11 protein-coding genes are annotated in these 11,784 nt (G+C 70.9%); 7 read left to right on the top strand and 4 right to left on the bottom strand.

Going from position 1 to position 11,784, the window contains the following annotated elements:
* Positions 1-157 precede the first annotated feature (157 nt).
* Positions 158-1,267 (bottom strand): NAD(P)-dependent alcohol dehydrogenase, encoded by a 1,110-nt coding sequence (locus ACWDR4_RS35735; protein ID WP_450414628.1) that lies wholly within the window; start codon positions 1,265-1,267, stop codon positions 158-160.
* Between the two features lie 54 nt (positions 1,268-1,321).
* Entirely contained in the window at positions 1,322-2,776 is a 1,455-nt protein-coding gene (locus tag ACWDR4_RS35730; protein ID WP_450414626.1) for an aldehyde dehydrogenase family protein, read from the bottom strand.
* A 103-nt stretch (positions 2,777-2,879) separates the two neighbouring features.
* Between ACWDR4_RS35730 and ACWDR4_RS35725 the strand changes: the two genes are divergently transcribed.
* Complete coding sequence (locus tag ACWDR4_RS35725) at positions 2,880-3,308, top strand: MarR family winged helix-turn-helix transcriptional regulator (RefSeq protein ID WP_450414624.1); 429 nt, start codon at positions 2,880-2,882, stop codon at positions 3,306-3,308.
* A 177-nt stretch (positions 3,309-3,485) separates the two neighbouring features.
* Positions 3,486-3,866, top strand: coding sequence for an anti-sigma factor antagonist (locus ACWDR4_RS35720; RefSeq protein ID WP_450414622.1), 381 nt, complete (start codon positions 3,486-3,488; stop codon positions 3,864-3,866).
* Between the two features lie 91 nt (positions 3,867-3,957).
* On the opposite strand, the gene ACWDR4_RS35715 is transcribed toward ACWDR4_RS35720, so the two are convergent.
* Positions 3,958-4,908 (bottom strand): ribose-phosphate diphosphokinase, encoded by a 951-nt coding sequence (locus ACWDR4_RS35715; RefSeq protein ID WP_450414620.1) that lies wholly within the window; start codon positions 4,906-4,908, stop codon positions 3,958-3,960.
* 227 nt (positions 4,909-5,135) lie between these two features.
* On the opposite strand from ACWDR4_RS35715, the gene ACWDR4_RS35710 reads away from it, so the two are divergent.
* From ACWDR4_RS35710 to ACWDR4_RS35700, 3 genes are all read left to right on the top strand, one after another.
* Positions 5,136-7,193, top strand: coding sequence for a GTP-binding protein (locus ACWDR4_RS35710; protein ID WP_450414618.1), 2,058 nt, complete (start codon positions 5,136-5,138; stop codon positions 7,191-7,193).
* A gap of 97 nt (positions 7,194-7,290) precedes the next feature.
* Complete coding sequence (locus ACWDR4_RS35705; protein ID WP_450414616.1) at positions 7,291-7,950, top strand: DUF4230 domain-containing protein; 660 nt, start codon at positions 7,291-7,293, stop codon at positions 7,948-7,950.
* Positions 7,951-8,062: 112 nt separating this feature from the next.
* Positions 8,063-8,743 (top strand): VanZ family protein, encoded by a 681-nt coding sequence (locus ACWDR4_RS35700; protein ID WP_450414614.1) that lies wholly within the window; start codon positions 8,063-8,065, stop codon positions 8,741-8,743.
* On the opposite strand, the gene ACWDR4_RS35695 is transcribed toward ACWDR4_RS35700, so the two are convergent.
* Positions 8,744-8,986, bottom strand: coding sequence for a hypothetical protein (locus tag ACWDR4_RS35695; protein ID WP_450414612.1), 243 nt, complete (start codon positions 8,984-8,986; stop codon positions 8,744-8,746).
* 137 nt (positions 8,987-9,123) lie between these two features.
* Here ACWDR4_RS35695 and ACWDR4_RS35690 point away from each other — a divergent pair, with 137 nt between their 5' ends.
* Both ACWDR4_RS35690 and ACWDR4_RS35685 read left to right on the top strand, forming a co-directional pair.
* Positions 9,124-10,200 carry a PHP domain-containing protein gene (locus tag ACWDR4_RS35690; protein ID WP_450414632.1) on the top strand — a complete coding sequence of 359 codons (1,077 nt, stop codon included), beginning with the start codon at positions 9,124-9,126 and terminating at the stop codon, positions 10,198-10,200.
* A 601-nt stretch (positions 10,201-10,801) separates the two neighbouring features.
* The gene (locus ACWDR4_RS35685) at positions 10,802-11,764 is read left to right on the top strand and encodes an SDR family NAD(P)-dependent oxidoreductase (protein ID WP_450414610.1); all 963 of its coding nucleotides are present in this window, start codon (positions 10,802-10,804) and stop codon (positions 11,762-11,764) included.
* Positions 11,765-11,784: the final 20 nt, after the last annotated feature.

Raw genomic sequence — 11,784 nt, 5'->3', positions numbered from 1 at the left:
CCCAGGCACCCCAGCCCGTCCGGCGTTTGAGGACGAGGCCGTTCAGGCCGACAGCGGGGGTCTGGGGGCGGCAGCCCCCAGGGATGGGACGGGTAGGGGCGGCGGGGGCGAAAAGCAGCATGTGCCCGCCGCACGGACAGACCTCAGGGACAGCCGGTCAGCCGAAGGTCAGGACCGGCTTGATCGTCTTGCCGGCGCTCATGTCCCGTACCGCCTGGTCGATGTCCGCGAACGGGTACGTGCTGATCAGGCGGTCCAGCGGAAGCCTGCCCGCCTTCACCAGCTCCACCAGGGCAGGGATGAAGGTCTGGGTCTCGACGTCGCCCAGGGTGAGGCCCACGACGCGCTTGCCGCCGAGCATCCCGTTGACGTCCAGGGCGACCTCCGTACCGAACGGCGGGGCCCCGACCACGACGAGCGTGCCCCGCTGGGCGAGCGCGTCGACGCCCTGGCGGAGGACCGCGACACTGCCGGTCGTCTCGACGACACCGTCGACACCCTGGCCGTCGGTGATTCGCGCCACCGCCTCTGCGAGGTCCGACTCTCCCGCGTTGATCGTGTGCGTCGCGCCCAACTCCCGCGCCAGCGACAGCCGTTCACCGACCCTGTCCACGGCGATGATCCTCGTCGCGGGGGTGAGCGCCGCCGCCATGACCGCCGACAGGCCCACCGCACCGGCGCCGAGGACCAGGACCGTGCTGCCCAGACCCGGCTTCAGGACGTTCCAGACGGCGCCGACGCCCGTCTGGACGCCGCAGCCCAGCGGGGCGATCGACTCCAGCGGTACGTCCGGGTCGACCTTGACCAGGCTGCGCTGGTCGACCAACGCCCGCTCGGCGAACGAGGACTGGCCGAAGAAGTGGCCGCCCAGCTCCGTGCCGTCGCGGCTGATCGTGGCGGTGCCGTCGGCCCGCCGGCCCCCGAGGAGGTTCAGCGGCAGCCAGGCCACGCAGTACGCGGGGTGCCCGTCACGGCAGTTGCGACAGCCGCCGCAGGAGGTGAAAGAGAGGACGACATGGTCGCCGGGCTCGATGCCGGTGACGGCGGAGCCGACCGCCTCGACGACGCCCGCGCCCTCGTGCCCCAGAACTCCGGGGAGGGGGAAGGGCAGTCCGCCGCTCGCCACACCGAGGTCCGTGTGACACAGGCCTGTTGCGACCAGACGTACGAGCGCCTCGGTGGGCGCGGGCTCGGCCAGTTCGACGTCGGAGAGGGTGAAGGGCGCACCGCCGGACTCGACGACCGCGGCACGGGTGGTGATGGACATACTGAACTCCCTTACGGGCTGAACGAGTTGGCGTGAATGCGAGACAGCTGGCGCTCAGTCCAGCGAGACGACCACGGACTTGACCTTCGTGTAGGACGCGAGCGCCTCGGGGCCGTACTCGCGGCCGAAGCCGGAGTCCTTGACGCCGCCGAAGGGGATCGCGGGGTCGAGCATCGCCCAGTCGTTGATCCAGACGATGCCCGCCTGGAGCCGGTTCGCGACCCGGTGGGCGCGGGCGAGGTTGGTGGTCTGGACGCCCGAAGCCAGGCCGTACGGCGTGGAGTTGGCGAGCTGGACCGCCTCGTCCTCGGAGTCGAAGGGCTGGACGGTGAGGACCGGGCCGAAGATCTCCTCCTGCACGACCCGGGAGTCGTTGGCCAGGTCGGCGATCACCGTCGGCTTGTAGTAGTAGCCGCCGTCCAGGTCGAGCCGCTCGCCGCCGCAGACGATCCGGGCGCCCTCCTTGCGGGCCAGCGCCACGTACTCCTCGACCTTGCGCAGGTGCTTCTCCCCCGCCATCGGGCCGACCACCGTCTCGGGCTGCCTCGGGTCGCCGACGGGGACGCCGGGCACCGCGTCGGCGAGGATGCCGATCAGGGTCTCGTACACCGGGCGCGCGACCAGCAGTCGCGGGCCGCCCATGCAGAACTGTCCGGTGTTGAAGACGAAGCCCTTGATGACCGCGCCGACCGCTTTCTCGACGTCGGCGTCCTCGAAGACGATGTGTGCCGCGTTGCCGCCCAGCTCCATGGTGACCGGCTTGAGCGCCTCGCCAGCCGCGCTCGCCACATGGCGGCCGATGGCGGTGGAGCCGGTGAAGGCGATCTTGTCGACGCCTGCGTGGCGGAGGAGCGCCTCGCCGGCCACCGGGCCGGTGCCCGTGACGACGTTGACCACGCCGTCGGGGACGCCCGCCTCCTGGAACAGTTTGGCCATGTACAGGGCGCTGAGCGGGGTCTCGTCGGCGGGCTTGTGCACCACCGTGTTGCCGGCGGCCAGCGCCGGGCCGATCTTCGAACCGGCCAGGATCAGCGGGAAGTTGAAGGGTGTGATCGCGGCGACGACGCCGATCGGGTCACGCTTGGTGTAGGCGAGGGCGTTGTGGACCGTCTCGCGGGTCGCGCCGTCGAGGGAGAAGGCGAGGGCGGCGAAGTACTCGTAGTCGTTGGCCACGTTCGTCACGTCGACCGCGTGGCACAGGCTGATCGGCTTGCCCACGTCGAGGCTCTCGAGCCGCGCGATGTCGTCCGCGTTCTCCCGGATCAGCTGGGCGACCCGGTTCAGGATCCGGCCGCGCTCGCGTCCGCTCGTCCTGGCCCACGGGCCGTTGTCGAAGGCCTCGCGCGCCGCCCGCACGGCCGCGTCCACGTCGGCCGCCGACGCCTCCGCGACGGTCGTGAGGACCGTACCCCGGGACGGGTCGACCACCTCGGTCCGTGCGCCGTCCGCCGCCTCGCGCCACTGCCCTCCGACGAACAGTCGCCCGGGTTCGATCTCGAAGGTGGTCATCACCGCTCCTCAGCATCGTCGCCAAGATTTCAATCAACAGGATTCCTGTTGGTCCGCAGTCTGATTACAGACAGGTTTCCTGTCAATGCTCTAGTCTCGATCCATGGTCAGCACCAAGGCACCCCCCTCACTGCTCTACATGGTCAAGCAGGTGGAGCTAGTAGTCCGCTCCCATCTGGACGAGCTGGTCAGACCGGCTGGAATCACCGCACTCCAGTACACCTCGCTCACCGTCCTGGAGCGACACGACGGCCTCTCCGCGGCCCAGCTGGCCCGTGACTCCTTCGTCACCGCGCAGTCCATCGCCGATCTCGTCCGGTCCCTGGAGAACCGCGGGCTCGTGCGCCGGGAGCGCAATCCGCGCAATCGCAGAGAGCTGCTGATCCTGCTGACCGACGCCGGCCGCGAGCTGCTCGACCGCTTCACCGAGCCCGTGCGGGAGCTGGAGGAGCGGATGATCCGCGACCTCACCTCGCACCAGGCGGACCAGTTCCGTCAGGCACTGTCCAAGGCCTGGCACTCGCTGTCGTAGTCCCGCCCCGCAGATCGCGGGAGAACGCGTGCGAGACTCGCATCGATTTCACAGACATATGTCAATCGAACATGCTCAAATTCACTCCATCGAGGGTAACTTGCAGGGCGGGGAAGTCACTTGTGCCCTCATCTGCGGGTCCCGCCACCTCAGCAGGCGGTTGGAGGCGATGTCGTAGTGCAGCAGGATCCTGCACCGCCCACCCGGCATCTGCGTGTCCACGAAGACCGTGGTCACACCGTGCTGGAGTTCCACGGCGAGATCGACATCGCCGCGGCCGTCGAGATCATCCCGCACCTGGACGCGGCGACCGGGCATCCGGACGCCCGGGTCGTGATCGACCTGTCGGATGTCGAGTTCTTCGACTGCTCGGGACTGCGCCTGCTGTACCGGGCCCGCCACCGTGTGCTCAGCCACGACGGCCGTCTCCATCTGGTCTGCACGCATCCGCTCACCCTGCGCGTCCTCAAGGTGACCGGCCTGGCCACGGTGCTGCCGCCCGCGGCCTCGCTGGACGCGGCCCTGGGCCAGCCCGAGGCCACGTCCGGCACGTTATGACCCCCGCCGGGCACCGACCCGACCACGGCGCGCCTACTTCAGGATCTTCGTGACCTGACCCGCGTCCGCTGCCGAGATGGTGATGCCCGCATCAGGTTCCCGGGGCGTCGAACAGGGCGCTGACGGACTCACCGTTGTGAATGCGACGCACGGCCTCGGCGAGCGCCGGGGCGATGGAGAGCACCTTCAGCTTCTCGGTGCGCTCCTCCTCCAGGATCGGCACGGTGTTGGTGCACACGATCTCCAGCACGTCGGGCTGCTCGCTCAGCCGCTTCAGCGCACCCGCCGCGAACAGCCCGTGGGTACAGGCGACCCGGATGGATCGCGGCTCCAACTCCCGCAGCCGTTCCAGGAGTTCGAGGACCGTGCTGCCCTTGGCGATCTCGTCGTCCAGCACGATGACGTCCCGTCCGGTGACCTTGCCGATCACGGAGCTGATGCTCACCCGGTCGTCCGCGAACCGCTGCTTGGCCCCGGCGGCCACCTCGGCGCCGATCAGCCGGGCGAAGTGCGCGGCCTCCTTGGCGTTGCCGAGGTCGGGCGAGACGACCGTCGTCCGGGACAGGTCGTACTGGCGGAAGTGTGCGGCGAGTTCGCGCAGCGCGTGCAGATGGTCGACCGGCACCGAGAAGAAGCCGTGGACCTGCGGGGAGTGCAGGGTCATCGCGAGGACGCGGCTCGCGCCGGCCGCGACCAGCAGATCCGCGACCAGGCGCCCGCCGAGCGAGATCCGGGGCATGTCCTTCTTGTCGGAGCGGGCGTAGGCGTAGTGCGGCATGACGACCGAAATCCGCCCGGCGGACGCCCCGCGCGCCGCGTCGCACATCATCAGCAGCTCGACGAGGTGTTCCTGGACGGGAACGACCAGTGGCTGGACGAGGAAGACGTCCCGCTCCCGGCAGTTCGCCTGGAGCTGCACCTCCAGGCAGTCGTTGGCGAACCGGCTGACCTGGGTCGGCCGCAGCGGCACGCCCAGGTGCTCGCAGACCTCGGCCGCCAGCTCGGGATGGGCACTACCGCTGAACACGGCGATGTCTCGCACGAACCGCTCCTCGCATGATCATTCCGGTCGGCCACGGCCCATCGTACTGGCCGCCCCTGGCACTCCGTGCCGCGAAAATCGGTTGCGACCGCCCGCCGGGGCCACGCCATGATGGCGGCGGCCGAATCTCCCCGGCTCTCCCCGACCTCAGGAGCACGGAATGCGCCGTTTCCTCGGAACTCTCCGCCGCCCATGCCGGACCACAGTTCTTGAGGACTCGACCGCCCATGCACTCCGTGCCCATCTCGCACACCCTGAACATCGGGATCCTGGCCCACGTCGACGCCGGTAAGACCAGCCTCACCGAGCGGCTGCTGTTCGACGCGGGCGCGATCGACCGGCTCGGCAGCGTCGACGCCGGCGACACCCGTACGGACGACGGCGCGATCGAGCGCGAGCGCGGAATCACCATCCGTTCGGCAGTCGCCGCGTTCACTGCCGCCGACACCCAGATCAACCTCATCGACACCCCGGGGCACTCCGACTTCGTCGCCGAGGTCGAGCGCGCCCTGGAGGTCCTGGACGGCGCGGTGCTGCTGCTGTCGGCAGTGGAGGGCGTCCAGGCCCAGACGCGCGTGCTGATGAGGACGCTGCGGCGGCTGCGGCTGCCCACGCTGGTCTTCGTCAACAAGATCGACCGCGCGGGCGCCCGTTCCGAAGCCCTGCTCACGGACATCCGCCGCCGTCTCACCCCGCACATCGTCCCGCTCACCGACGTCGACGCCGTCGGCACCCCGGCCGCCCGCACCCGGCCCCTGACGAACATCGCGGAGGCGATCGCCGAGGTCGACCCTGACATCCTCGCGGCGGTCGTGGACGGCCCGGCACCCACCCCGGACGAGCTGGCCAAGGCCCTAGGCCGTGTCCGCAAAGTCCCGCCTGCCCGGCGACGCCTGGCACGCACTCTCGCCGCACCGTGCGAAGCCCCACGTACAACCAGTACGAGGGTCTCCGCCCGGCACGCCGAGAGCACGCACCAGACGCCGCCGGGCCCGCCCTCCGGGCGGACGACGGGACTTTGCGGACACGACCTAGCCGCCCGCACCGCCGACGGCTCGCTCCACCCGCTCCTCTTCGGCTCCGCGCTGGGCGGCCAGGGCGTACCCGAACTCGTCGAGGCCCTGACCAGGCTGCTCCCCCGCCCCACGCCGACCGCCACCGACGCGCCCCCGCGCGGCACGGTGTTCGCCGTCCGCCCCGCACCGGACGGCGGGCGAACGGCGTATCTGCGGCTGTACGAGGGTGAGGTGACGGAGCGTCAGCGGCTGACGTTCCTGCGGCGCGCGGCCGACGGCCGGACCACCGAGGTCCCCGGCCGGGTCACCGGCCTCGACGTGATCGGCCGCCGGGGCCCGCTCACCGCCGGGAACATCGCCACCCTGTCCGGTATCGGCGCCGTCCGCGTCGGCGACCGGCTCGGCGAACTCACCGACCGCGCCCCGCAGTTCGCGCCCCCGACCCTGGAGACCCTGGTCCGGGCCCGACACCCGGAGCAATCGGCGCGGCTGCGTGCGGCGCTGCTGACCCTGGCCGACCAGGACCCGCTGATCCACGCCCGTCCGGCGCCCGACGGCAGCACGGCGCTGCTGCTGTACGGGGAGGTCCAGAAGGAGGTCCTCGCCGCCATCCTGGCCCAGGACTTCGGCATCGACGCCGAGTTCGAGGCGAGCCGAGTCCGGTTCCTGGAGCGGCCCGCGGGCACCGGTGAGGCGTACGAGGAGTTGCCGTGGCTCGACCGCACCCGCTGCTTCGCGACGGTCGGGCTGCGTGTCGAGCCGGGACCGCTCGGCTCGGGCGCGGTGTTCACGTACGAGACCGAACTCGGCGCGCTCCCCCGGGCGTTCCACCAGGCGATCGAGGACACGGTCCACGCGAGTCTGCTGGCCGGACCGCACGAGTGGCCGGTCACGGACTGCCGGGTCGTCCTCGTCCGCTCCGGGTTCGTCGGGCCGCTCAGCACCGCCGCGGACTTCCGGGCGCTCACGCCGGTGGTGCTGCGCCGTGCGCTGGAGCGGGCGGGGACTCGGGTGTACGAGCCGTACCACGCCTTCGAGCTGGAGATCCCGTCCAGCGCGCTGGCCCCGGTGACCGGTCTGCTGGCGTCCCTCGGCGCGGCGTTCGGCCCCACCACGGCAGGCGGGACCACGGAAGGCGGGGCCATCTGGCACCTCACCGGTGCGCTGGCGGCCCGCCGGGTGCGCGAGGCGGAGCTGCGGCTGCCGGGGCTGACGCACGGGGAGGGCGTGTGGTGGTCGCGCCCGTCGGGCGACCGCGCACTCCGGTAGGCCCCCTCTCAATTGTCCCGATCCATCAACAGAGCGGTCTGGCGAGGCATTTGGCGGGCATCCGGTTCAGTACGCAGGAAGAAAGGGGTCCGTCGCCATGACGACGTCCATCAAGGCCGTGCGACGCATGCCTGTTTGGGCCAAGGTGCTGAGTGCCGTGGTGCTGGTGTTCGTGCTGTTGCTGGCCGGGCTACGGCTGGCGGTGCTTCCGGGGCTGGGGGACATCTTCGGCGAGGAGACGAACGACCGTTCAGGGCCCGCGCTCCTCGAATCCATCCAGGACATGAGCCGTTACGAGGCGGCATCCGGCAACTTCCAGGTCGTCGTGGACCTGGAGAAGGACACCAAGTATCTGCCCGACGCGATCAAGGGCACCCGGGTGCTCTACGTGGGTGCGGGCACGGTCGACGCCTATGTCGATCTCGGCAAGATCGCGAAGGACGACGTGACGGTCAACAAGGACCGTACGACCGCGACGCTCCGGCTGCCGCACTCGGCACTCGGAAAGCCCGCGCTGAACCCGGACCGCTCCTACGCCGTCTCCAAGCAGCGCGGAATCTTCGACCGGATAACCGATCTCTTCTCCGACAACCCGAACGACGAACAGGCCGTCCAGAAGCTGGCGGCCCGGCACATCGGCGACGCGGCGAAGGAGAGCGGTCTGACCGCGCGCGCCGAGGAGAACACCACGGCCATGCTCAAGGGCCTGCTCGGCTCGCTCGGCTTCACCACGGTGACCGTGACCTACGACACCTGAGGGAAACCGGCCTGCCCGGGTTCTCGGATCCGGGCAGGCCGGAGCGGAGTCCCCGGCCTGATCGGGGGTAACCGCCGTTGCACGGGGGTCAGTTGAAGACCGGAGGACGTTGATGGCCCGATCAGCTCCGCGCTCCCTCGCCGCGCTGCGCCTGCGCCCCGCGAAGGCCGCGAGCAAGCCGCCCGAGACCTCACAGGAGCCGACAACCAAATCACCGCCGAAGTCGCCGTCGAAGTCCGCGTCCAAGTTCCCCTGGAGGACCCGGAGGGCCTCGACGACCCCGCCGAAGGCCTCCCCCAAACCTCCCGAGAAGGCTCCGCCGAAGCGCCGTCCGTTCGTCTTCCTGGCCCGGCTGCTGACGGTTCTGTGTGCCTTCGTGTTCATGGTGGCGTTCGCCGTGATCCTGGCCCGGCTGACCCTGGAGCCGTCCCCGGCGTCCGAGGCGCTGACCCACACGAACCTTCATCCGGGCCGCTCGCTGCGCGCGTATCTGGACCAGCCCGAGATGCGGGACGCCATCCGGCAGATCGGCGGGAACGTGCTGCTGGGCGTGCCCTTCGGCCTCCTGGTGCCCATCATTCTGCCCAAGGCACGGGGCGTCCTGCGGGTGCTGTTCCTGACCGCGACCGTCATGCTCATGGTCGAGCTGGCCCAGGGCTTGCTGATCACCGGGCGCGCCTTCGACATCGACGACGTCATCCTCAACACCACGGGCGCCCTGATCGGTTACCTGCTTCTCGGCCGCCGGCTCAGCCGCGCGGTGCACGCGCCGAAGACGAATAAACGGACGTAGCTATCTCTGCCTTCTGGTCCAGGTGAGTTTGTCGCCGCCGACCCAGCGGATCAAGTCCGGATCGTCGAGATCATGGACCGTGATGCCGGCCGCGGCGGCGACCACCAGCACATCGGTGAGCGCCCGCGCCGCACCGACCACCTCCCCGTCGATCTCGATGATGCGGAACGGCGGCATGCCCGGCTGCACCCCGAGCACCATGATCCGCGGGTGAGCGATGTACGGGCTCCCGATTTCGGTCATGCATAGAGCGTAGAGCGAATCCGGCCATCATGTACCGGCCACCGGGCGCGCCCGTGACAGCCTCCTCCGCCCCCTCCGTGATGCGGGCCCGCCGAGCCCGCGCCACGCTGGAGGCGGAGGTGACGATGGCGATGTCACTGGATCCCGTCGAGGCGCTGGACCGGATCGCCTTCCTGCTGGAGCGCTCCCTGGCCCCCACGTATCGCGTACGTGCGTTCCGTACCGCGATCGACGTGCTGGCGGAGCTGTCCCCGGAGGAGATACGGCAGCGGGCCGACACCGGCACGCTGGAGTCCCTCAAGGGAATCGGCCCGAAGACCGCGCAGGTGGTGCGCGAGGCGCTGGCCGGGCAGGTGCCCGCCTACCTGGAGAAACTGGAGCGCGAGCAGGGGGTGACCCCGCCTCTCGGGGACGGGGAACGCCTGCGGGCACTGCTGCGCGGGGACTGTCATCTGCACTCCGACTGGTCGGACGGCGGCAGCCCGATCGAGGAGATGGGCCGCACGGCGGCGCGGCTCGGGCACGAGTGGGCCGTGCTCACCGATCACTCACCGCGCCTCACGGTGGCCCGGGGCCTGTCCGCCGACCGCCTGCGCGAGCAACTGGCGCTGATCGAGGAACTGAACGCGACCTGGGCGCCGTTCCGGCTGCTCACCGGTATCGAGTGCGACATCCTCGACGACGGCTCCCTGGACCAGGACCCCGACCTCCTGGATCTGCTGGACGTCGTGGTGGTGTCCGTCCACTCCAAGCTGCGCATGGACGCCCGCTCGATGACCCGCCGGATGGTGGCCGCCGTACGCAATCCACTGTCGGACGTGCTCGGGCACTGCACCGGGCGGCTGCTGGTGGGGCGGGAGCCCCGGGGTGGCGGTGGCGGGCGGGGCGAGCGGGGCGGGGGCCGGGCGCGTCCGGAGTCGGAGTTCGACGCGGAAGCGGTGTTCGCCGCCTGCGCCGAGACGGGCACGGCAGTGGAGATCAACAGCCGCCCGGAGCGACTGGACCCACCGCGCCGACTGCTCCGGCAGGCCGTGGCGGCAGGCACACTGTTCTCGATCGACACCGACGCACACGCCCCCGGCCAGCTGGACTGGCAGATCCACGGCTGCGCCCGCGCGGAGGAGTGCGGGGTACCCGCGGAGCGGGTGGTCACGACGTGGTCGGCGGACGACTTGCTGGAGTGGTCGCGGGAGCGCAGGCTGCCGCCGGGCTGAGGGTGGGTCGGGGGATCGTTGCGGTGACGGGGGGGGGGTAGTGGGCATGTGCCGCTCGGCGGCGGGTGCACTCTCCCAGCCGGGGCCCCAGCAACGCTGTCGCCGATTGCCGCCTTCGCCCGGCTCACGTCCGCCGATCAGGCACCCGGGAGCGCGAGCCACCACCGGGCTCAAGGCCCGACCGGCGGGTCGTCCCGATGACGCCCGGCGGTGGGGGTTGCACAGCCCCACGACGGGCGCACGCCCCGGCGAGCCCCAGCGGCATTGCCACCGGCTGCCGGCACCGGACTGAAGACCCGACCAGCGGGTCGTCCCGATGACGCGGGGCGGCGGAGTGCCCCAGCGGCCGTTCCCGCCGGACTGGCGACTCCAGCAGGCTCACGCACACCCACGAGGCGCTCGCCCGAGAGCTGGCTGCCGCCGGGCCGACGGGCCCTCCGCCGACGGGAGCACTCCCCCGCAGGGGCCCCAGCGGCGTTGCCGCCGGCCAGGGCCCACATCCGCCGATGAGGGGCCCGACATTCCCCCGGCCTCGTCCGCCGGGACGGCCCCGGCGGGGTCTCTTGACTTCAAGCGCACTCCAATTCGTAGCGTGCTGTCCATGACCACCGCACAGCACAAGATCGGCTCGGGCTTCGATGCCCGGAGCACCGCCGACGACGTCCTCGCGGGCATCGACCTGTCCGGGAAGCTCGCGCTCGTCACGGGCGGCTACTCGGGCCTCGGCCTGGAGACCACCCGCGCGCTCACCAAGGCGGGCGCGCGGGTCGTCGTACCCGCCCGCCGCCCGGAGCACGCACGGGAGGAGCTGGCCGGCGTCGAGGGCGTCGAGGTGGACGCGCTCGACCTCGGCGACCTGGAGAGCGTGCGCGCCTTCGCCGACCGCTTCCTCGCCTCCGGGCGCACCCTCGACCTCGTGATCGACAACGCCGGGATCATGGCCTGCCCCGAGACCCGGGTCGGCCCCGGCTGGGAAGCCCAGTTCGCGACTAACCACCTCGGCCACTTCGCGCTCGTCAACCGGCTGTGGCCGGCCATCGAGCCCGGCGGCGCCCGCGTCGTCTCCGTCTCCTCGCGCGGCCACCACTTCTCCGGCATCCGCTGGGACGACCTCCACTGGCAGCGCGGCTACGACAAGTGGGAGGCGTACGGCCAGGCGAAGACGGCCAACGTCCTGTTCGCCGTCCACCTGGACAGGCTCGGCCGCGACGTCGGCGTACGGACCTTCTCCCTCCACCCCGGCGCCATCTTCACCCCGCTCCAGCGCCACATCCCGATCGCCGAGCAGATCGAGCGCGGCTGGCGGGACGCCGAGGGCAACATGCTCGATCTGGCGGGCTTCAAGACGCCCGAGCAGGGTGCGGCCACTCAGGTGTGGGCCGCGACATCCCCGCAGCTGGTGGGGATGGGCGGGGTTTATTGCGAGGACTGTGACGTCGCTGAGCCCGCCACGCCGGGGGATCAGACCAGTGGGGTACGGGACTATGCGGTCGATGCGGGGGCGGCTGCGCGGCTGTGGGAGGTTTCGGCTGAGTTGACGGGGGTGAACGCGTTCTCGGGGTGAGCGCTTCGGTGCGTGGGTGG

It is taken from the genome of Streptomyces sp. NPDC000878 (genome assembly GCF_053599695.1).
Note: the sequence above shows the minus strand (reverse complement) of the source record. Positions and strands in the feature narration are given on the sequence as shown.